General features: G+C 63.8%; 17 protein-coding genes. 11 read left to right on the top strand and 6 right to left on the bottom strand.

Going from position 1 to position 21,532, the window contains the following annotated elements:
- The first annotated feature begins 83 nt into the window (after positions 1–83).
- The 7 genes from GTP58_RS10070 (at position 84) to GTP58_RS10040 (ending at position 10,485) form a co-directional block, all read left to right on the top strand.
- Positions 84–2,291 (top strand): DEAD/DEAH box helicase, encoded by a 2,208-nt coding sequence (locus tag GTP58_RS10070; protein ID WP_161077420.1) that lies wholly within the window; start codon positions 84–86, stop codon positions 2,289–2,291.
- A gap of 198 nt (positions 2,292–2,489) precedes the next feature.
- Complete coding sequence (locus tag GTP58_RS10065) at positions 2,490–4,229, top strand: Mu transposase C-terminal domain-containing protein (RefSeq protein WP_161077419.1); 1,740 nt, start codon at positions 2,490–2,492, stop codon at positions 4,227–4,229.
- Between the two features lie 249 nt (positions 4,230–4,478).
- Positions 4,479–6,086 (top strand): flavin monoamine oxidase family protein, encoded by a 1,608-nt coding sequence (locus GTP58_RS10060; RefSeq protein WP_161077418.1) that lies wholly within the window; start codon positions 4,479–4,481, stop codon positions 6,084–6,086.
- On the top strand, positions 6,083–6,478 hold the full coding sequence (locus GTP58_RS10055; RefSeq protein WP_161077417.1) for a cytochrome c: 396 nt from the start codon (positions 6,083–6,085) through the stop codon (positions 6,476–6,478). Before GTP58_RS10060 ends, GTP58_RS10055 begins: the two co-directional genes overlap by 4 nt.
- Positions 6,479–6,492: 14 nt before the next feature.
- On the top strand, positions 6,493–6,987 hold the full coding sequence (locus GTP58_RS10050; protein WP_072787080.1) for a RidA family protein: 495 nt from the start codon (positions 6,493–6,495) through the stop codon (positions 6,985–6,987).
- Positions 6,988–7,041: 54 nt separating this feature from the next.
- Positions 7,042–9,501, top strand: coding sequence for a TonB-dependent siderophore receptor (locus tag GTP58_RS10045; protein WP_161077416.1), 2,460 nt, complete (start codon positions 7,042–7,044; stop codon positions 9,499–9,501).
- An 84-nt stretch (positions 9,502–9,585) separates the two neighbouring features.
- Positions 9,586–10,485: a S9 family peptidase gene (locus GTP58_RS10040; RefSeq protein ID WP_161077415.1), complete on the top strand. Its 900-nt coding sequence runs from the start codon at positions 9,586–9,588 to the stop codon at positions 10,483–10,485.
- A 16-nt stretch (positions 10,486–10,501) separates the two neighbouring features.
- Here the strand turns inward: GTP58_RS10040 and GTP58_RS10035 are convergent, their stop codons facing one another.
- Positions 10,502–10,870 (bottom strand): nucleotide pyrophosphohydrolase, encoded by a 369-nt coding sequence (locus GTP58_RS10035; protein ID WP_373924733.1) that lies wholly within the window; start codon positions 10,868–10,870, stop codon positions 10,502–10,504.
- A gap of 89 nt (positions 10,871–10,959) precedes the next feature.
- Between GTP58_RS10035 and GTP58_RS10030 the strand changes: the two genes are divergently transcribed.
- Positions 10,960–11,826 (top strand): head GIN domain-containing protein, encoded by an 867-nt coding sequence (locus GTP58_RS10030; protein ID WP_161077414.1) that lies wholly within the window; start codon positions 10,960–10,962, stop codon positions 11,824–11,826.
- Positions 11,827–11,836: 10 nt separating this feature from the next.
- On the opposite strand, the gene GTP58_RS10025 is transcribed toward GTP58_RS10030, so the two are convergent.
- The 3 genes from GTP58_RS10025 to GTP58_RS10015 all read right to left on the bottom strand — a co-directional run bounded on the left by GTP58_RS10025 (position 11,837) and on the right by GTP58_RS10015 (position 16,364).
- Entirely contained in the window at positions 11,837–13,336 is a 1,500-nt protein-coding gene (locus GTP58_RS10025; RefSeq protein ID WP_161077413.1) for a methyl-accepting chemotaxis protein, read from the bottom strand.
- A gap of 25 nt (positions 13,337–13,361) precedes the next feature.
- The gene (locus GTP58_RS10020; RefSeq protein ID WP_373924732.1) at positions 13,362–15,635 is read right to left on the bottom strand and encodes a putative bifunctional diguanylate cyclase/phosphodiesterase; all 2,274 of its coding nucleotides are present in this window, start codon (positions 15,633–15,635) and stop codon (positions 13,362–13,364) included.
- A 96-nt stretch (positions 15,636–15,731) separates the two neighbouring features.
- Complete coding sequence (locus GTP58_RS10015) at positions 15,732–16,364, bottom strand: head GIN domain-containing protein (protein WP_161077411.1); 633 nt, start codon at positions 16,362–16,364, stop codon at positions 15,732–15,734.
- A gap of 169 nt (positions 16,365–16,533) precedes the next feature.
- On the opposite strand from GTP58_RS10015, the gene GTP58_RS10010 reads away from it, so the two are divergent.
- The gene (locus tag GTP58_RS10010; RefSeq protein WP_072786994.1) at positions 16,534–17,808 is read left to right on the top strand and encodes an MFS transporter; all 1,275 of its coding nucleotides are present in this window, start codon (positions 16,534–16,536) and stop codon (positions 17,806–17,808) included.
- A gap of 73 nt (positions 17,809–17,881) precedes the next feature.
- On the opposite strand, the gene GTP58_RS10005 is transcribed toward GTP58_RS10010, so the two are convergent.
- Positions 17,882–18,169: a PsiF family protein gene (locus tag GTP58_RS10005; protein WP_072786995.1), complete on the bottom strand. Its 288-nt coding sequence runs from the start codon at positions 18,167–18,169 to the stop codon at positions 17,882–17,884.
- Positions 18,170–18,280: 111 nt separating this feature from the next.
- Here GTP58_RS10005 and GTP58_RS10000 point away from each other — a divergent pair, with 111 nt between their 5' ends.
- Positions 18,281–20,089 carry a hypothetical protein gene (locus tag GTP58_RS10000; protein WP_161077410.1) on the top strand — a complete coding sequence of 603 codons (1,809 nt, stop codon included), beginning with the start codon at positions 18,281–18,283 and terminating at the stop codon, positions 20,087–20,089.
- A gap of 85 nt (positions 20,090–20,174) precedes the next feature.
- Complete coding sequence (locus GTP58_RS09995) at positions 20,175–20,714, top strand: superoxide dismutase family protein (RefSeq protein WP_161077409.1); 540 nt, start codon at positions 20,175–20,177, stop codon at positions 20,712–20,714.
- A 7-nt stretch (positions 20,715–20,721) separates the two neighbouring features.
- Here GTP58_RS09995 and GTP58_RS09990 read toward each other — a convergent pair whose 3' ends face one another.
- Positions 20,722–21,462, bottom strand: a complete 741-nt coding sequence (locus GTP58_RS09990; protein ID WP_161077408.1) for an SDR family oxidoreductase — start codon at positions 21,460–21,462, stop codon at positions 20,722–20,724.
- Between the last annotated feature and the right edge of the window lie 70 nt (positions 21,463–21,532).

Raw genomic sequence — 21,532 nt, 5'->3', positions numbered from 1 at the left:
CCGCCTGTTCGGCCCAGACAGAGTAAACTACGCAACAATTTCTTTCGCAATTAGGCGATTCGAACAATTTTGTGAGTGACGCCATGTCTGCATCCCCAGTATCCCCAATTGCCCTTTTTTCCGACCTCGATCTTGGCGCGCCGCTGCTTAAAGCGCTCAATGACGTCGGCTACGAGTCGCCATCGCCTATCCAGGCCGCGACCATTCCCCTGCTGCTGAATAACCAGGACGTGCTGGGCCAGGCCCAGACCGGTACCGGTAAAACCGCTGCCTTTGCGCTGCCGATCCTGGCGCGCATCGATATCAAACAGACCACGCCACAGGCGCTGGTGCTGGCGCCGACGCGCGAACTGGCGATCCAGGTCGCCGAAGCGTTCCAGACCTACGCCGCCCATATCCCTGGTTTCCACGTGCTGCCGATCTACGGTGGCCAAAGCTACGCCCCGCAGCTGTCGGCGCTGCGCCGCGGCGTGCATGTCGTGGTCGGCACCCCAGGCCGCGTGATCGACCACCTGGATAAAGGTTCGCTGGACCTGTCCAAGCTGAAGACGCTGGTGCTGGATGAAGCCGACGAAATGCTGCGCATGGGCTTTATCGACGACGTCGAACGCATCCTGCAAGAGACGCCGGAGTCGCGCCAGACCACGCTGTTCTCGGCCACCATGCCATCGGCGATCCGCCGCATTGCCAATACCTATCTGCGCAATCCGAAGGAAATCACGGTGGCGGCCAAGACCGGCACCAATGAAAACATCCGCCAGCGCTACTGGCTGGTGTCCGGCATGCACAAGCTCGACGCGCTGACCCGCATCCTGGAAGCCGAGAACTTCGACGGCATGATCGTTTTCTCGCGCACCAAGCTGGGTACCGAGGAACTGGCGCAGAAGCTGCAGGCGCGGGGCTTCTCGGCCGCCGCCATCAACGGTGACATCCAGCAGGCGCAGCGCGAGCGCACCGTGCAGATGCTCAAGGACGGCAAAATCGACATCCTGGTGGCGACCGACGTTGCCGCCCGTGGCCTGGACGTGGAGCGCATTTCGCACGTGGTCAACTACGACGTGCCGCATGATCCGGAAAGCTACACCCACCGTATCGGCCGTACTGGCCGCGCCGGCCGTAGCGGCGAGGCGATCCTGTTCATCACGCCGCGTGAAAAAGGCCTGCTGAAGATGATCGAACGCGCCACGCGCCAGCCGATCGGCCAGCTGGAACTGCCGACCATCCAGGCGGTCAACGATGTGCGTATCGCCAAATTCAAGCAGCAGATTACCGACACGCTGGCGGAAGGCGGCCTGGAACAGTTCCAGTCGCTGATCGAGGCCTTCGAGCAGGAACACAATGTGCCTGCGCTGGAAATCGCCGCCGCGCTGGCCAAGCTGGCGCGTGGCGACGTGCCGCTGCTGCTGGATAAAAAACAGCAGACCCAGTGGGAAGAGCGTCCGGCGCGCGCCAGCGCATCGTTCGATCGTCCGGAACGCGGCGATCGCTTTGACCGCGGCGACCGTGGTGACCGTCCTGACCGCAGCGAGCGTTTCGGCAAGAAGGAACGCATCCCGCGCGAGTCCGAGCCAGGCATGCGCACCTACCGCATCGAAGTGGGCTACCAGCACGGCGTCAAGCCGGGCAACATCGTTGGCGCGATTGCCAACGAAGGTGGCATCGACTCCAAGAACATCGGCCGCATCGAGATCTTTGACGACTTCACCGTTCTGGATATGCCGGACACGCTGAGCCGCGACGCGCTTGAAATGATGGGTGGCATCCGTGTCGCCGGCCAGGCACTGCGCATCAGCGTGGATGGCGAAGGTGCGCCAGCACCGGCGCCAGCTGCCGCGCCAGCCCGCGCTGCCAAGCCAGTGCCGGCCCGCGCCGCCAAGCCAGCCGGTTCGCCGCTGGACAAGACGGTGCGCGCCGCTGCGGAAGACGTGGAAGAAGCGCCGGCCAAGAAGAAAAAAGACAAGCCAAACAAAGTCTCCGTGCCGATGACGGCTTTCCGCGTTGAAGTGGGCCGTGCCAACGAAATCACGCCAGCCAATATCGTCGGCGCCATCGCCAACGAAACCGGCCTGGAAGCCAAGTACATCGGCCGCATCGAGATCTTCGATAACCACACCATGCTGGAACTGCCGGACGGTATGCCGGAAGACATGTTCCGCAACCTGGGCAAGGTCTGGGTCGGCGGTGCGCAGCTGAAGATCAGCCAGGCTGACCGCATGCCGCCGGAATCGGGCAAGCACACGCCGCCGAAGAAGCCGGTGCCGGGCGCCAAGCCGAAGTCGAAGAAGTACTAAACACCACGGGGCCGCAAGGCCCCGTTTTCATTCCGGCCTGCGTGCACTTGGCCGGTGCGCGGCGCGTGCTGCAATGCACCACGACGTCACGGCGATTCGCCACGGTGGTGACGGCGCCATAGGGCGCACCGGCCCGCACCGGGGCTGGCCCGCTTATTGCATCCGTGATAGCAACAGATTCTCTTATCAGGAGGGTAGATGCTATTGCGGAATGATCTGCTGCACTATACGCATCCGTCGCCGCGCACCGTTCGCGTCCTGTGGATCGCTCCCGGGCAGGGCCACGCCTATGTGTTTGACGTGGCGGCGGTGTCGGCGGAGGTGGAGCTGGTGCCGCTGCCGGTGCTGCTGGCTGATATCCAGGCCGGCCACGCCAGCGTGCTGGCGGCCGATCCTTATCTGATGGTGGTGAGCCAGGAGCTGCTGCCGCCCAAGCATCTGCAGTTGCGCGCCCGCGCGTGGCAGATCATCGCGCCGCTGGTGGCGCAGGAACCGCAGATCTTCGAAGCGCGCCAGCGCGGCCAGATGGTGTCGCTGGCGACGGCGGCGCATGGCGTCTCGCACCCCACCATTTACCGCTATCTGCGCCGCTACTGGCAGCGCGGGCAGACGCCCAATGCGCTGCTGCCGGATTACGGCAACTCCGGTGGACGGGGCAAGGTGCGCCAGTCGTCGGCCGATGTCAAGCGCGGCCGGCCGCGCAAGAACGCCGCAGAGGAAGGCGCCGGCCTGAATGCGGACGAGGAGATACGCCGCACCTTTCGCGTCGCCACGGCTTGCTATGCGGCCGCCAATGCCAGGTTTTCGCGGCTGGGCGCCTACCAGCAGATGCTGGCGGATTTCTTTGTCGAGCGCCGCATCGATGCGGAGACGGGACGCGTGCTGACGTCCGGCCCGGTCAGCGCGATTCCTACCTTCGGCCAGTTCAACTACTGGCTCGATCACGACGACGACCGGCCGCCGGAAGTGGCGCGCCGTCCGGCCGGAATGACACCTTCACCAGCGCTGCAGCCGCCGCTGGACGCGTGCCGGCTGCCGCCGGGCCGGCCCGGCGCCGGCTTTTATCTGGACGTGGTGCGCGCAGACGTGCAGCTGGTGTCGCGCGCGGACCGCCAGCAGCTTGCAGGACGTCCCTTGCTGTATGTGGTCACGGATATCTTCAGCCGGCTGGTGTGCGGCCTGTATGTGGGCTTTGGCGCGGCGCAGTGGCCGCAGGCCATGCTGGCACTGGCTAACTGCGGCGCTGACAAGCAGCGCTACAGCCAGCAGTATGGCCGCCACATCGAAGCGGAGCAGTGGCCGTGCCGCCATCTGCCGGACACGCTGCATGTCAGGCCGGCGCTGACATCGGGCTGGAACGGCGATCCGCTGCTGAACAATTTCAATCTGCGCTGCTTGGCGTCCGACGATGGCCCGGATGACTGGCGCCCGGTGCTGGAAAAGCGCTTCCGCCTGCTGGCGCCGGACGCACAAGGCGCGCCATGCCGGCTTGATGGCGTCATGCATGTGGAGCAGTTCACGCGCATCATCATCGACTGCATCCTGTACTACAACAACCGCCAGCCGCTGGCGCATGCGGGCAAGGCGACGCCGCGCCAGTTGTGGGACTGGGGCCGCGAACACCGTGCGGGCGGATTAAAGATCTATCCTGAGCATCTGATCCGCTGTAGCCTGATGCCGGTGGCGCAGGCCAGCGTGACCAGTGATGGCATTGCGCTGTTCAACCGCCTGTACACGTGCGCGCGCGCCATCAGCGAGCGCTGGTTCGAACGTGCGCGCCTGCGCGGCGCCTGGCATATCAAGCTCGCTTACGATCCCGAAGATATGGAGACGGTCTATTTTCTCGATCCGTCTTCTCCCATGCAGTTCCACGCCTGCCATCCGATGGCGGCGCCAGTGCGTACTACTACGCAGGGCGTCGCCAGCTTCGTCAACTGAATCCTTTCCAACGCTGTGCATCACGCTGCGCGCTGCATCGTTAAGGTGCGGCGCGTTGTCGTGCGCCAAAGCGTGCCTGCGAATAAAGTCTGTTCGCTTATCCAACCTTGTTTGCGGTCTGGCCGCACGCAGCGCGCTGCGGCGAAACAGGTTTATTTTTTGACCATGCTGTGGCACGCCGTTTGCTAAAGAGGAGCTATGGGTTAGCAAGTCGCCCAAGGATCTTTCAGCAGACTGGTGAGGAAGCAGATGGATAGTAAAACAGTAAAACCGTTTAAATCGTTTAGCGCATTAACGAGGAGGGATTTTCTGTACCGGGCTGCCGCCGTGGGCGGCACCGGCTTGCTGTTGAATACCATGAATGCCTGGGGCATGGGCATCGCCTCGACGGCGTCGGCGCCACCGGCGCTGAGCGGCAGCGGCAAAGGCAGGAAGGTGCTGATACTGGGTGCTGGCCTGGCCGGCATGACGGCGGCCTATGAGCTGGAAAAGCTGGGCTACAAGGTGCAGATACTGGAAGCGCGTGCGTTTGCCGGTGGCCGCTGCCAGACCGCGCGCAAGGGTTTCAGCCTGACGGAGCTGGGTGGCGAAAAACAGATCTGCGCGTTTGACGAGGGCCACTACATCAATCATGGTCCTTGGCGTATCCCGCTGCACCATCAATCGACGCTGCACTACACCAAGCTGTTTGAGGTGCCGCTGGAAGTCATGGTCAACGATAACGACCATGCTTACGTCTACTCGGAAAACGCGGGACCGTTTGCCGGCAAGCGCCTGCGCGTGAAAGAGGTCAAGGCCGATATGCGCGGCCATGTGTCGGAGCTGCTGGCCAAGTCGGTCAAGAACCATCAGCTGGACCAGGCGCTGACGGAAGATGACCAGCGCCTGCTGCTGGACTATCTGGCGCATGAAGGCGCGCTGACACCGGGCGAGCTGCAATACAAGGGCCGCAGTGGCCGTGGCTACGCGGTGAATCCAGGTGCGGGCCTGTCGCCGGGAGCGGGCACGCCATCCGATCCGCTGGGCTTCAAGGATTTGCTGGCGTCGAAGCTGGGCCACGTCTACAGCGCGGTGCAGGATTTCCCGATGCAGAACACCATGTTCCAGCCCGTGGGCGGCATGGACGCGATTGCCAAGGCATTTGAAAAACGCGTCGGCAAGAACATCCGCTACAAGGCGGAGGTACAGACCATACGTCAGAACGACAAGGGCGTGACGGTGACTTACAAGGACACCGGCAGCAACAAGCTCAGCGCCATCAGCGCCGACTACTGCCTGTGCGCGATGCCGCTGTCGGTGCTGCGCCAGATCGATACCGATTTCTCGGACAAATTCAAGCAGGCGGTCGCCTCGGTGGCGTATGCGCCGGTGGGCAAGATCGGGCTGCAGATGAAGCGCCGCTTCTGGGAAGAGGATGACCATATCTACGGTGGCCACATCATGACTGACCTGAAAGGCATCAACACCATCTCGGTGCCTTCGTATGGCTTCCAGAAAAACAAGGGCGTGCTGCTTGGTTACTACCAGTACCAGACGGCGGCTATCGAGACCAGCGCGCTGTCGCTGAAAGAGCGCGCCGATTTTGCGCTGGCGGCAGGGCAGAAGATCTTCCCGCAGTACACCGAGAACTTTGAGACGGCGTTCTCGGTGGCCTGGCACCGCGTGCAGTACAACCTGGGCGGCTGGGCCGAGTGGACCGACAAGACGCGCGCTGCGGCATATCCGGTGCTGCTGGAAGGCGAGGGCCGCATCCTGCTGGCCGGCGAGCATCTGAGCTATCTGACCGGCTGGCAGGCCGGGGCGATTGAATCGGCGTGGCAGCAGATCGCCAGGATCCATGAAAGGGCCAGCGCATGAAACTCGCATCAATGATGGCCGTGGCGGCGGCGATGCTGCTGTCGCCTGCACAAGCACAGGAGGTGGATGGCAAGGCGCTGTTCCTCAAGAACTGCGCGGCCTGCCACCAGTCCAGTGGCAAAGGCATACCGGGCGCCTTCCCGGCACTGGCGGGCAGCAAATTCGTGCAGGGCAAAAGCACCGACGTCGCGGCCGTGCTGCTGAAAGGCCGTGGCGGCATGCCGGACTTCAGCGATTCGCTGAGCGACCGCGATATCGCCACCGTGCTGACCTTTGTGCGCTCCAACTGGGGCAACAAGGCGGACGGCCTCACGGAGTCGGATGTCGGCTCGCTGCGCACCACGCTGGGCGTGGACCCGTTCGGCAATTCCCTGATGTCCAACAAACACTGAAAGAGATGAACTCCATGAAAAAAGTATTTGCCACCGTGTTGATGTGCGCTGCTGTGGGTAGTGCGGCGGCCGCGCCGAAAGCGGACATCGTGCGCCACAAGATTCCCAATTCCGATTTTCCGATTGCGCTGGCGGTGACGGTGCCTTCGACCGCCACGATCCACTTCATCAGCGGCCAGGTGCCGGCGGTGGTGGATGCGGCAGCGGCGCCGGATTCGCTGGCGGCGTTTGGCGACACCAAAACGCAGTCGGAATCGGTGCTGAAAAAGATCAAGGAAATCCTGCAGGGCATGAAGCTGGAGATGTCGGACGTGGTGAAGATGCAGGTGTTCCTGGTCGGCGATCCGGCCAAGGGCGGCAAGGCCGATACCAAGGGCTTTATGGAGGCTTACACCCAGTACTTCGGCGGTAGCCAGCCCAATCTGCCGGCGCGCGCGGTGGTGCAGGTAGCGGGCCTGAGCAATCCGGGCTGGCTGGTGGAGATCGAGGTCGTCGCAGCGAAAAAATAGAACAGGCCACAGGCATTCAGCAGTTTTCTTTTTCATTCAAACGGGGATTTAACTATGCATAAGGCCATACTCAAGACCGGCGTTGCAGCCGTGCTGTCCACCCTGGCGTTCGGCGTCGCGCATGCGGCCGATCCGGCCGCCGATGATGTCGCCGCCTCGGCCGATGCTGGCGCCGCACCGAATGTGGGCGCGGTGATCGTCACCGGGACGCGTTCCAGCGGCATCAAGGTGGAGAACAGCGCGTCGCCGATTCAGGTGCTCGATTCGGCCTCGCTGCAGCGCACCGGCCAGCCGGACCTGATCCAGGCGCTGGCGCAGAATCTGCCGTCGTTCACGGCGCAGGCGTTTGGCGGCGACACCGCCAACCTGACGTTGTCGGCGCGTTTGCGCGGCCTGAGTCCGAACAATACGCTGGTGCTCATCAATGGCAAGCGCCGCCACGGCACCGCCAACCTGGCCGTGCTGGGCGGCCCGTACCAGGGCGGCGCGGCGGCTGACCTGAACTACATTCCCGTATCTGCGATTGACCATATCGAGGTGCTGCAGGATGGTGCGGCCGCGCAGTATGGTTCGGACGCGATTGCGGGGGTGGTCAACATCATCCTGAAATCGAACAACCATGGCGGCACGGCGACCGTCAACGGCGGCGGCTATGTCGATGGCGGCGGCCGCACGCTGGATGGCTCGGCCAATATCGGTGTCGAGCCGTTTGCCGACGCCTATCTGAGCCTGACGGCGGAATCGAAGTATCACGGCTATAGCGACCGTGGCGGCATTGACCCGCGCGTGGTCGACCCGGCCAATATGGCGGCCTATCCGACCATGTTCCAGCATCCGGGCTATCCGCATGTGAACCACATCGCGGGCGACGCGCAGTATCACCTGAATGTGTTTGCCGCCAACTTCGGCTGGGACTTCGCGCCGGACAGCCAGCTGTATGCGATTGCCACCGCCGGCCGCAAGGAAGCGCGCGCGTTCGAAAACTACCGCCTGCCGAGCCGTCTGCCGAAGATTTATCCGAACGGCTTCTCGCCGAAGGAAACCATGAAGGAGGAGGATTTCGCTTTCACGGCGGGCGTCAAGGGCAAGCTGGCGGGCTGGAATACGGACTTGAGCTCGACCTATGGCCGCGACAAGGCGCGCATCGGTGTGGCCGATTCGGGTAACGTCTCGCTGTTCAACGACACCGGTTCGACGCCGACCAACTTCAGCGCGGGCACCTTCATTGCGAGCCAGCTCACCACCACGCTGGAGGCCAGCAAGGAGTTTGAGATCGGCTGGGCCAAGCCGCTCAATATCGCCGCTGGTGTCGAGCACCGCATCGACAAGTATGAGATTGAAGCGGGCGACCCGGCCTCGCGCTACAAGGAAGGTTCGCAGTCCTATCCGGGCTTCTCGCTCACGGATGCGGGCAGCCACCGCCGCACCAACCAGGCGGCGTATGTGGACTTTGCCGGCAACCCGGTGACTGACCTGACGGTGGATCTGGCGGCGCGCTATGAGCACTTCAGCGATTTCGGCAACGCCAAGGTGGGCAAGATCACCAGCCGCTATGACTTCTCGCCGGCGGCAGCGGTGCGCGGCACCTTCTCGAACGGTTTCCGCGCGCCGACGCTGGCGGAGGAATACTATTCGGCCACCAACGTTGGCCCGACCACGGCGTTTGTGCAGCTGGCGCCAAATTCGGCCGGCGCCAGGCTGGTGGGCGTGGATGGCCTGAAGCCTGAACGTTCGACCAACCTGTCGCTGGGGATCGTGCTGAACCCGGCCAGCAATGTGGCGATCACGCTGGACGTCTACCAGATCAAGATACGCGACCGCATCGTCGGTTCCGGCGCGCTGTATGGTTCGGGCGGTTCGGTGAATTCGCCGGCGGTGACGGCGGCCATCAAGGCCAATGGCAATGTACTTGACAGCACGGTGAGCCAGACCGGTATCAACATCTTCTCCAATGGCGTGGATACGCGCAGCCGCGGCCTGGAGTTTGTGACGACGATTAACTCCAACTACGGCACGGCCGGCAAGGTGGACTGGTCGATTGCCGCCAACTACAACAAGGTGGAAGTCACCAAGATCAACCAGGCGCCGGCGCAGCTGCTGCCGCAAACGCTGCTCGACAAGACGGCGATTTCGGACCTGGAAACGGCATCGCCGCGCATGCGTATGAATCTGGGTGCGCTGTGGAAGATCGGTAACTGGACCGTCAACCTGCGCGAGGCGATTTATGGCAAGTCGTCGGAGTACGGCAGCGAAGATGGTTCGGTGTACCACAAGACGGAGATTGCGGCCAAGGGCATCACCGACCTGGAAGTGGGCTACAAGATCAGCACGGCGTGGTCGGTGGCGATGGGCGCGAACAATCTGTTCAACACCTATCCTAACGGTGTGAATCCGGCGCTGCTGGCCGACCAGCGCGCGGCGGGCGACAATGCGGCGGTCAACATCCTGCCATCGTTCTCGCCGTTCGGCATCAACGGCAGCTACTACTACGCGCGCGCCAATTACAAGTTCTAAGCGGGGGTTTAGTTCTTTGGGCCGTCCTTCGGGGCGGCCTTTTTTTTGGTGTAGCATGGCGGCTCGAAAATCAGGAGTACGGACATGCTGAAAAAAATGCGCAGCAGATTGCAGGCGGCGGTGGAGGGCAGTGCCGGCGGCGTGGTGACGACGCCGATGACCTTGGAGGATTATCTGGCGCTCAACGGTCCGGCGCCGGCGCAGCAGGTGGCGTATGGCGCTGCGCCATCGCAGTTTGCGCAGCTGTTTCTGCCGGCGGGCGCGGGACCGTTTCCGCTGGTGGTGCTGATCCACGGTGGCTGCTGGACCCAGGCATTTGGCGGCATCACGCAGATGCGCAGCATGGCCGGCAGCCTGGTGGAACAGGGCATCGCCGTGTGGAATGTGGAATACCGCCGCTACGATGAGGAGGGCGGCGGCTACCCGGGCATGTATCAGGATGTGGCGACGGCGCTGGATTTGCTGCGCACCCTCGCGCCGCAGCACCAGCTGGATCTGGCGCGCGTGGTGCTGGTGGGGCATTCGGCGGGCGGGCATCTGGCGCAGTGGGCGGCGTCGCGCGCGCGGCTGCCGCGCAGCAGTCCGCTGTATGTGGCCGATCCGCTGCCGGTGCCGGTGGTGGTCAGCCTTGGCGGCCTGGCCGACCTGCGCCACGAGGAAGCGCTGATCAAGACCAGCTGCGAGCGCGATATGGTGCAGCTGGCCGGTGTGGCCAGCGCGGCGCGGCCGGATATTTTCAGCGATACTTCGCCGGCCGAGATGCTGCCGGCCGGTGTCCGCACGGTGCTGATCCACGGTGAACTCGATACCATCTCGCCGCCGCGCGTGGGGCAGGATTATGCGCGCCGCGCGCAGGCGGCCGGCGATGCGGCGCAGTTGCTGGTGCTGCCGGGCGCCAGCCACTATGACGAGGTGGCGGCGACGTCGCCGTCATGGTCCATCGTGTCGGCACAGATCCGCCAGGCGCTGGGGCTGGCGCAGTAAGGGCGCTCCGGCGGCGTCAGAGCTTGCGGCCGACCGGGTACTTGATGGCGTTGAGGACCATCTTGTCGACGGCGGCGGCGTGCAGGTCGACGTCCATCTTGTCGGCCAGCTGCACCAGGTAGAGCAGCACGTCGGCCAGCTCGTGGCGGATCGCCTGGCGCTGGGCGTCGCTGATTTCATCGGCGGCGCCGGTGGCCAGCCACTGGAAGTGTTCGGCCACTTCGGCCACTTCCACGGAGAGCGCCATGGCCAGGTTTTTGGGCGTGTGGTACTGTGCCCAGTCGCGTTCACGGGCGAACTGGCGGGTACGGTCACGGAGGTCGTTGAGGTCGGAGCGGGCATCGGTCATGGCCAATATGGTAACACCGCCGTTTGTGCGTTTCATCCCCTGTTTTTGACCGTTTGTCGCACGGCCGCCCTTGCGCGCATGGGAATGACTATAGTGGCAACACTATCACTTCAAGGATTTCCACCATGCGCCGTACTATCTTTGCTCTTGCTGCTCTTTCCATCCTCGCCGGCTGCGCCGTGATTGTCGTGCCGGATGGCGACGGCGGCATGCAGTACAAATCCGCGTTCGGCAGCAATGCGGTGGAGGGCAATGGCCAGCAGGCGACGGAAAGCCGCGAGGTCAGCACGCTCGATGGCATCGATGTGAATGGCCCGATGCAGGTGGAGATCCGTGTCGGCCAGGCGCCGTCGCTGCAGGTGGAGGGCGACAGCAACATCCTGCCGCTGCTGCGCACCGATGCCAGCGGCGGCACGCTGCGCATCTGGATCGATGGCAGCGTGCGTACCAGCCATCCGCTGCGCATCACCTACACCACGCCGGAGCTGCGCCAGGTCAGCGCCAACGGTTCGGGCAATATGCACATCAGCGGCCTGCATGGCGGTCCGCTGAGCCTGTCGCTGAACGGCTCGCGCGCGGTGCGCCTGGACGGCAGTGTGAGCCGGCTGGACGCGCGTCTGAACGGCTCGGGCGGCCTCAATGCGGGCGGCCTGGAAAGCGGCAGCACGGTGGCGCGCCTGAGCGGTTCGGGCCAGCTGGCGCTGGGCCGCGTGAACGGCGAACTGCTGAACCTGGAGGTGCAGGGTTCGGGCGGCGCCAGCGCCAGCGGCAATGTGCGCAGCATGACGGTGCGTCTGAATGGCTCCGGCAGCGCCGACCTGGCCGGCCTGACCAGCCAGAGCGCGGAACTCAATACCAATGGCTCGGGCAGCATTTCAGCGGCGGTGACGCAGTCGCTGGTGGCGTCCGCCAATGGCTCGGGCAGCGTGACGGTGTATGGCAATCCGTCGCAGCGCAGCATCAGCGGCAAGCGCGTCAGCGTGGTGCAGTAAGCCCGCGCCGTCAGCGCACCTTGAAGAAGGCCATGGTGCTTTGCAGCTGCTCGGCCTGACCGCTCATTTCTTCGGCGGTGGCGGCCAGTTGCTCGGAACTGGACGCGTTCAGCTGGGTGGTCTGGCTCAGCTGGCTCATGGCGGCGTTGATCTGGCTGGCGCCGGTCGACTGTTCTTCCGAGGCGGCCGTGATTTCCTGCACCAGGTCGGAGGTGCGCTTGATGTTGGGCAGCATGGTGTCAAGCAGGGCGCCGGCCTTTTCAGCCAGGTTGACGCTGCCGGAGGCCACCTGTTCGATTTCCTGCGCGGCCACCTGGCTGCGCTCGGCCAGCTTGCGCACTTCGGCCGCCACCACGGCAAAGCCCTTGCCATGTTCGCCGGCGCGCGCCGCTTCAATCGCGGCGTTGAGCGCGAGCAGATTGGTCTGGTAGGCGATGTCGTCGATGATGCCGATTTTGCGGGCGATCTCGCGCATGGCGCTGACGGTGGAGCGCACCGCATCGCCGCCTTCGCCTGCTTCCTGCGCGGCCTTGCCGGCCATGCCGTCGGTGACTTTGGCGTTTTCCGTGTTTTGCGCGATCGAGGCGGACATCTGTTCGATGGCGGCGCTGGATTCTTCGGCGGCCGCCGCCTGTTCGCTGGCGCCCTGTGACAGCGATTGCGCGGTGGCGCTGACTTCCTCGGAGGCGCTGGCCAGGGCCTCGGCGCCGTCGTTGACTTCGGTGACCACGCGCGCCAGGTTGCTCAGCATGGTGTGCATGGCGGCCAGCAGGCTGCTGGTGTCGCCGGGCTTGAGCCGCACCTGCACCGTCAGGTCGCCGCTGGCGATGCGGTTGACGATGTCGGCCGCGTAGTCCGGTTCGCCGCCGAGCTGCCGCAGCAGCACGCGCGTGATGAGGCCGGCGATCAGCGCCACCACCAGCAGCGTGGCGACGGCAATCACGATGGCGTTGCGCACCGCCGTCTTCTTGGCGGCCACCGCGCTGTCGGCGCCTTGCTGGCCCAGCGCGACGTTGTAGTCAAAGTGTTCGTCGATGGCGGCCTGCAGCACCTGGATCGCCGGGCGCGCCTGCTCCAGCAGGACGCGCGCCTTGTCGTTGTGGTTGGCGCGCGACTCCACCAGCACTGCGGCGATCTGCGGCTGCACCTTGGTCCAGGCGTCGCGCTCTTTTGCGAGGATGGCCTTGTCCTTGTCGTCGGAAATCAGCGCCTCGTATTTCTTGAGGTTCTGGTCCACCAGCACGCGCATCTCGTCGATGCCCTTGTCGATCTCGGCGAGTTTTTTGTCGTCGGTGTTGAGCACGTGCTGGTTGACGCGGATGCGCAGGCGCAGCACGCTGTCGCGCAGGCGGTCCAGCGTCACCACGCTGGGCACGGTGTTGACGGTGGAGTAGTTGGCGGCCTCGTATACCTGCTCCATTTGGTACTGGCTGACGCCGGCCAGCAGCACGATGCCGGCCAGCGCGCTGGCGGCCAGCAGGCCCATTTTTTGTGCGACGCTCAATCTCATGACAGTGCTCCCCTTGGTGGGTGGCTTATGCGGCGGCCACGGCCGTGTTGCGGTGTAACTGTTCAATCAGCGCGGCCACCGGCATCGGCCGCGCGTACAGATAGCCTTGCATGCAGTTGCAGTCGTGGGCGATCAGGAAGTCGGCCTGGGCCTGCGTCTCGACGCCTTCGGCCACCACGCGCAGCCCGAGGTGGGCCGCCATCGCCAGGATCGATTGCACCAGCGCCTTGCTGCTGGCGTCGTCGGGCGTGTCCATAATGAAGCTGCGGTCGATCTTGAGTTCGTACAGCGGCATTTTTTTCAGGTAGGCCATGCTCGAATAGCCGGTGCCGAAATCGTCGATCGAGAAGCGCAGGCCCAGTGCCGTCAACTGGTGCATGCGGGCGATGGTGTCGTCCATCTTGTCGATCAGCAGGCCTTCGGTCACTTCCAGCACAAGCAGCTGCGCCGGCGCGCCGCTGTCGGCCAGCGCCTGCTGCACCTGCGCCACAAAATCGCTCTGGCGGAACTGGGTGGGGCTGACGTTGACCGACAGCGGCATGGCCAGGCCGGCCGCCTGCAGCTGCAGCACGGCAGCGCAGGCCTGGCGCAGCGCCCACGCGCCCAGGTGGATGATGAGCCCGGATTCTTCCGCCACCGGGATGAACACGCCGGGCGGCACCATGCTGCCGTCGGCCAGCGGCCAGCGCATCAGCAGTTCGCCGCCCACTGCGCGGCCGTCGCGGTCGACCTGGGCCTGCACGTGCATCTGCAGTTCGCCGGCGGCCAGCGCGGCCACCAGGTCGCGTTCCAGCGTCAGGCGGCGTTCCACTTCGGCCTGCATCGCGCTTTCAAAGAAGGCGATGCCGTTGCGGCCGTCGGACTTGGCGCGGTACATGGCGGTGTCGGCTTCGCGCAGCAGGTCTTGCGCGCTCTGGCCGCCGGCGCCGCTGCGCGGCAGCATGGTGACGCCGATGCTGGCGGTGGAGTTGTAGGTCTGGCCTTCGATGCTGAAGTCCTGGCCGATGGTGGTGCGGATTTTTTCGGCCACCGTGAGGGCGGCGTGGCTGGCCTCGTGCAGCGTGTGCGACAGGTGGCCCAGCAGCACCACGAATTCGTCGCCGCCGATGCGCGCCACGGTGTCGGCCTTGCGCATCAATTTGCTCAGGCGGTCGGCCGCGTTGCACAGCAGGGCGTCGCCGATCGCGTGGCCGCGCGCGTCGTTGATGGTCTTGAAGCGGTCGAGGTCTATGAACATCACGGCGCTGTAGGTGGCGCCGCGCTCGGAGCTGGCCAGCAGCTTGTCGATGCGGTCCATGAGCAGGCGGCGGTTGGGCAGGCCGGTCAGCACGTCAAAGAAGGCCAGGCGGTGGATGTCGTCCTGCGATTTCTTGCGCTCGGTGATGTCGCGCTCGACGGCCACCCAGTGGGTGTTGACGCCGCCCTCGTCGGCAAACGGCACCAGTTCGGTTTCCACCCAGTAGGGCTCGCCGGCCTTGGTGTAGTTGAGCAGCTCGGCGCGCACGGTTTCGCTGCGCGCCATGGCGCGTTCGATGTCGGCCACCACCGCCTGTTCGGTGGCGGGGCCGCGCAGCATGCGCAGGTTCTGGCCCAGCACCTCGTCGCGCCGGTAGCCGGTGCGGCGCTCGAACGCGGGATTGACAAAGATGATGTGCTGCGACGGCGCGGCGGCGCCGGCCTGCTGGTCGACTTCGGCAATCAGCACCATGTCGTTGAGGCGCGCCAGCGCGGCCGAGGTCAGGCGCAGTTCGGCGTTGAGCGCGGACAGCCGGTCGAACGAGCGTTCCAGGTGCTGCAGCAGCACCGCGCATGACAGCGTCAGCACGGCGGTCATGAACATGAAGTTGATCGAGATGATGGCGGCCTTGAGGAAGCCGTAGTCGGGCAGGCCGGCCAGGTGCAGATTGACGTTATCGTCAAAGCCCAGCACCATCACGGCCAGGCCGGCCAGCAGCAGCGTCCACAGCGCCGGGCGCAGGCCCAGCAGCAGCGCCGCCAGCACCGGCACCGCCAGCAGGTAGATCTGGCTGACCGGGCCGACCTTGAGCAGCAGCGCCACGCCGACCACCATGGCCACGGCCAGAAAGTTGACCACGCGCGCGGTGTAGCCGAGCCGGCGCCAGCGCCAGATCACGCCGATCCACACCAGGGCCAGCGTGTCGACGATCGCGATCGACCACATGCCTTCGCTGACGGCCAGCAGCACGCTGGGGATGGCGGTGACCATGCCCAGGATGAACACGACCAGCAGCAGCCTCGCAAAGATTTGCGCGCGCCAGTGCGCTATGTCGTTTGCCACAGCCACAGGGGACACCTCCAGGATGCGTTGCGGTTCTTATGTCACCGATACTACCCGCATTCGCACCGTGTGTCACCGGGGCAATTAGTTGCTGGATTAATCGCCGGCCTTGACGTTGCCGATGCCGGCCACCGACTTGTTGACGGTTTTCGGGTGGCCGTAGTAGGTCAGGCTGCCGATGCCCTTGGCCACCGCGTTGAGCGTGTCGGTGGCGTGCACGCGGACGTCGCCCACGCCTTCAAACTGGACGTCGACGCGCTCGGCCAGGACTTGTTTGGCGTCCACTTCGCCCACCCCGCGTGCGAACAGGCGCAGGTATTTGACCTTGCCGCTGGCCGCCAGGTGGCCGGCGCCCTGGTAGCTGATGTCGAGGCGCTCGCTGTTGACGTTGTTGATGATGGCTTCGCCGGCGCCTTCCACCTTGACCCGGCTCAGCGCGGGCAGCGTGATGCTCAGGCGCGGTGCGCCCTTGGCGTTGCTGAGCAGCTTTTCCGGCAGCGAGATTTGCAGTTCGTTGTCGATGACTTCGGTCTTGAGCGCGGCCACGAAGCGCTCTTCGCCGCTGACCACCACCGACTGCGCCTGGCCCACTTCGACGTTCATGGAAAACGCCCCTTTGGCGTTGATGGCAATGAAGGACGGCAGCTTGCGGGTGGACTCGGCCGCCTGCGCGGCGGCGCTCACGGCAAACAGGGCGGGGATCAGGACGGCAACAGCGGTACGGCGCATGATAATTCCTCGGTAAGGTTGGCAAATTCGACACATTAATTTTACTGAACTTGCCCGGGCCTGCCGAAGAGTTTGCGACGAATGGTGGATTTCCGGCGCTGTGTTGTTGGGCGGCGACTGTTTTCCACTATAGTGGTGGCCATCTGTGGTTTTTTTGCGCGAGGTGTGTATGCCGAAGTCCAGCCAGTTCGCTACCGTGATCCGCGTGGTCAGCGGTAATTTCATGGAGATGTTTGATTTCTTCCTGTTCGGCTTTTATGCCAATGCAATTGCGGCGGCGTTCTTCCCGTCCGGCGACGAGCTGGCGTCGCTGATGCTGACCTTCATGACGTTTGGCGCCGGTTTCCTGATGCGTCCGCTGGGCGCCATCCTGCTGGGCGCCTATGTCGACCGCGTGGGCCGCCGCCAGGGCCTGATCGTCACGCTGGCGCTGATGGCCATGGGCACGCTGCTGATCGCCTGTGTGCCGGGCTATGCGACGCTCGGCTATCTGGCGCCGGCGCTGGTGCTGATCGGCCGACTGCTGCAGGGCTTCTCGGCCGGCGTCGAGCTGGGCGGCGTCTCGGTGTATCTGTCGGAGATGGCGACGCCGGGCCACAAGGGCTTTTATGTGAGCTGGCAGTCGGCCAGCCAGCAGGTGGCGGTGGTGGTGGCGGCCGCGCTGGGCTTTGCGCTGAACCAGTGGCTGGCGCCGGCCGAGATCAGCGCCTGGGGCTGGCGCATCCCGTTCTTCATCGGCTGCCTGATCGTGCCGGTGCTGTTTGTCATCCGCCGCTCGCTGCAGGAGACCGAGGCGTTCATGGCCCGCAAGCACCGGCCGGAAGTGCGCGAGATCTTCCAGTCCATGCTCAACAACTGGGGGCTGGTGATCTGCGGCATGCTGCTGGTGGCCATGACCACCGTGTCGTTCTACCTCATCACCGTGTACACGCCGACCTTTGGCAAGAGCGTGCTGCACCTGAGCAGCGCCGACGCGCTGCTGGTGACGGCCGCGATCGGCGTCTCCAACTTCCTCTGGCTGCCGGTCATGGGCGCGCTGTCGGACCGCGTGGGGCGGCGCCCGCTGCTGCTGTGCTTTACCGTGCTGACCATCCTGACCGCGTATCCGGCGCTGCACTGGCTGGTGCAGTCGCCGGGCTTTGCGCGCATGCTGGCAGTAGAGCTGTGGCTGTCCTTCCTGTACGCGAGCTACAACGGCGCGATGGTGGTGGCGCTGACCGAAGTCATGCCGGCCGAGGTGCGCACGGTGGGCTTCTCGCTGGCCTACAGCCTGGCCACGGCGCTGTTTGGCGGCTTTACGCCCGCCATCGCCACCGGCCTTATCGAGTACACCGGCGACAAGAGCGCGCCGGGCTGGTGGATGACGGTGGCCGCCGTGTGCGGCCTGTTTGCCACGCTGATGCTGTACCGGCGCCAGGACCGCCAGCAGCAGCACGCGGCCTAGGCGCAAAAAAAACGCCATCCCGCGGATGGCGTTGGCCTGGCAGGGGCGGCGCGGTGCGCTGCTGCTGCTGCGCTTATTTGTTGCTCAGGCATTCCTTCATGAAGGTTTTGCGTTCGTCGCCTTTTTTGCCGGTGGCATCGGCATTACATTTCTTCATTTTGTCCTGCTGCGTCAGCTTGGGCGCTTCGGCGGCCGGCTTGGCGCTCAGGCACTCCTTCATGAAGGCCTTGCGCTCATCGCCCTTTTTGCCGGCGGCGTCCGCATTACAGGTTTTCATCTTGTTTTGCTGGGCGGTCGGCTCGGCCGCCAGCACGGCGCCGCTCAGCGACAGGATCAGGCTGGCTACGAACAGTTTCTTCATGGGGCACTCCCTCGGTTGGACATGAACCCACTATAGCTGACATCCAAAATTTACAAAAGCACATGCCGTAAATCATTTAAAATTAGCAATATTGTCAATTTTGGAGTGATAATGACCACCCGTCGTGATGCGATCAAATTCTCTGTGCTGGGCGCCTTGCTGGCCCGCTATCCCCTGGCTTATGCCCAGCAGGCCGCAGGCCTGACGCCGGCCCAGTATGCCGCGCTGCAAAAAGCCCATCGCACGCCCGGTGCCGTGGTGCGTACGCCCACCCTGTACATCGATGCACGGCGTGGCAAGAAAGGGGCCAACGGCAAAACGCCGGCAACGGCGCTTGCTTCGCTGGACGAATTGGCTGCGCTGACGATACCGGCCGGCTCGGTGATTGCGCTGGCCAATGACTCCGTGTTTGAACTGAGCAATGCCGTGACGATAAGAAACCTCAACGGCACCGCGGACAAGCGCACCTACCTGACCAACTATGATCCGGGTGGCGCACCCGACACCTTGCCCAAGGTGCGTTACCGCTTCCAGCCGAAAGCATCGGACTGGGTGTGGGATGATAACCCTACCACCCAAGGCTGGTACTTTGCGCATCCCAATAACCGTAAATTTGACTATGCCTATGTGCGCTTTGGCGATGGCCACTGGGGCATCTCGTACTCGTATCAGCAGGATTACACGGCGCTCAAGAATGTGAAGTATGCCTACGTTTCCGATAAGTACACGAAACGCATTTATGTCAACGCGCCTAAGGAATCCAACCCGACCGATTATTACCAGGGCATCACGATTGCAGGCGATGAATTCGGCTGCCTGATGCTGCTGCGTTGCGGCTCGTATGTGACGGTGGAGAATATCGATTTTGAAGAGGCGCCCAACCTGATTGGCATCGGTTCGTTCGACACTATCCAAACCAATATTACCGGTTTCGAAATGAGTAACTGCCATGGCGAAAACGTGATGGGCTTGATCGGCAGCTATGCCGATGACCACGCCTTTACCGTACAAGTCCATGTGCACGATTGCTCCTTGCAGCACTATGCCAGCGGCGGTGTGCGGCTGGGGAATAACCTGGCTGACTGCCTGATCGAATACAACTGGTTCTATGACGGCGGCAAGTGCTGCACCTCGGCCGGGGCGGTGTATCTGCAGGAGCGTCCCACCAGCAAGGCGCCGATCAGCGGCACGACAGTGCAGTACAACTTTGTCGACACCTATGCCCAGGGCATCGGCGACCATCCGCACGATGGTGCGGGTCTATATTGTGAGATCAATAGCGACGGCTGCAAGGTACAAAAAAACATCGTCATCAATTGCCGTACTGCGCTGCAGGACAACAGCGGCAAGTCCAACGCCTTCCTTGGCAATCTGCTGCACTGTGATTGTGCATTGATCGTTACCAAAGGCACGGTCGCCAACACCAATCTGACCTTTGACGGCAATACGGTGTATTCCACCAATGGACGCCGTAGTTATCCGTCGTCCTCGACGCTGCCGAATTGGTTCGATGCGGTGATTGGCTGGCATGTCGATTTTTCGAAAAACAACGTTGCGTCAGGTTGCTCACTGACCGCACGTGCCAATGTTATTCGTGCTGCCGGTTTCGGAGCAGGCCAAGCCGTGTTTGGTATCGAATCTTGGGGGGGGGTGGCCAAATTGAATTTAGAGGGCAATTCGGTGTCGCACGACGTGCCTTTCTGCTACCTGCTCAAAGGCCTGTACGAGGATGGGAGCCCGGCAGGTTTGATGGCCAGGGATCCGGCCGGGACCATCCGCCTGGATCTGGAAACGCTGCCTTCGTCGTCCTACTATGTTGCAGGCGTGGGCACGATCGACGGTACCGGTTCGTCTTCCCAGCGGTCATTGCTGGACCAGGCGCTGGGGTTCGGCAGTCCGCGCGGCGCCATCGTCGGCTGATGTAAATCCGGGAAACAAAACGGAACGCACGTCACGTAAAAATAATGCAACAATAATGGCCTGCTTATTTTTTTGGAGACACACGATGCGCGTTCCTTCCGTTTTTGCCACTTCCCGCCTGCTGGCGCTTGGCCTGGCGCTGGCCGCCACCGGCCTGGCCCAGGCCGCCGCCACCACCGCTGAAGCGGAACTGAAACCGACCCAGGGCAACAACGTCAGCGGCACCGTGCGCTTTGCGCAGCAGGATGGCAAGCTGACCATCGACGCCGACGTCAAGGGCCTGACCCCGGGCGTGCACGGTTTCCACCTGCACGAGAAGGGCGACTGCAGCGCGCCGGACGGCACCAGCGCCGGCGGCCACTTCAATCCAGGCAGCCAGCAGCACGGCGATCCGGCCCACGCCATGCATCACGGCGGCGACTTCGGCAACCTCACGGCGGACGCCAGCGGCAACGCCAAGCTGCACCTGGTGGTGCCGACCAGCCAGATCTCGCTGGACGCGGGCGCGGCCGGCAATGTGGTGGGCCGCGGCCTCATCGTGCACGCGGACGCGGACGACTTCATGACCCAGCCAACCGGCAACTCCGGCAAGCGCCTCGCCTGCGGCGTGGTCGCTGCCAAGTAAGCGCCGCTTAGAACTCCTGCACCGTCGGGCGCAGCACGATTTCGTTGATATCGACGTCGGCTGGCTGCTCGATGGCGTAGGCGATCGCGCGCGCCACCGAGTCCGCCGGGATCGCCAGTTTGTAGAACTCGTTGACGAACTGCGCGCTTTGCTGGTGCGAGCTGCCCAGCTTGAGCTCCGTGTCCACCGCGCCCGGTTCGATGGTGGTGGTGCGGATGCTGCCGCCCACCTCATGGCGCAGCCCCTCCGAAATCGCCCGCACCGCAAACTTGGTGCCGCTGTACACTGTGCCGCCCGGGCTGAATACTTTCAGGCCCGCCACCGAGGCAACGTTGATGAAATGGCCGCTGTTCTGCTTGCGGAACTGCGGCAGCGCGGCGGCAATCCCGTACAGCACGCCTTTGACGTTGATGTCGATCATGCGGTCCCATTCCTCCACCTTGACTTCGTCCAGCGGCGCAATCGCCATCAGGCCTGCGTTGTTGACCAGTACGTCGATGCGGCCATACACGCTGACTGCCGTGTCGATCAGCGCCTGTACCTGGGCGCGGCTGGTGACGTCGGTGGCCACTACTGCCACCTTGCCGCCGGCGCTGCGGATGTCGGCGGCAATCTGTTCCAGCCGGTCGGTGCGGCGGGCCGCCAGTACCACGGCGGCGCCGCGCGCGGCCAGATGGCGCGCGGTCGCTTCGCCCAGACCGCTGCTGGCGCCGGTGATGACGACGACCTTGTTTTCGATGTTGTTCATTTGAGGCTCCTTGATGGTTGGTTGATGAGCCCAGTATAGGAAGTTCGATTATGGGAATAAATGGAAATGA

The sequence above is a fragment of the Duganella sp. CY15W genome (assembly GCF_009857555.1).
Lineage (GTDB): Bacteria > Pseudomonadota > Gammaproteobacteria > Burkholderiales > Burkholderiaceae_D > Rugamonas > Rugamonas sacchari.
Note: the sequence above shows the minus strand (reverse complement) of the source record. Positions and strands in the feature narration are given on the sequence as shown.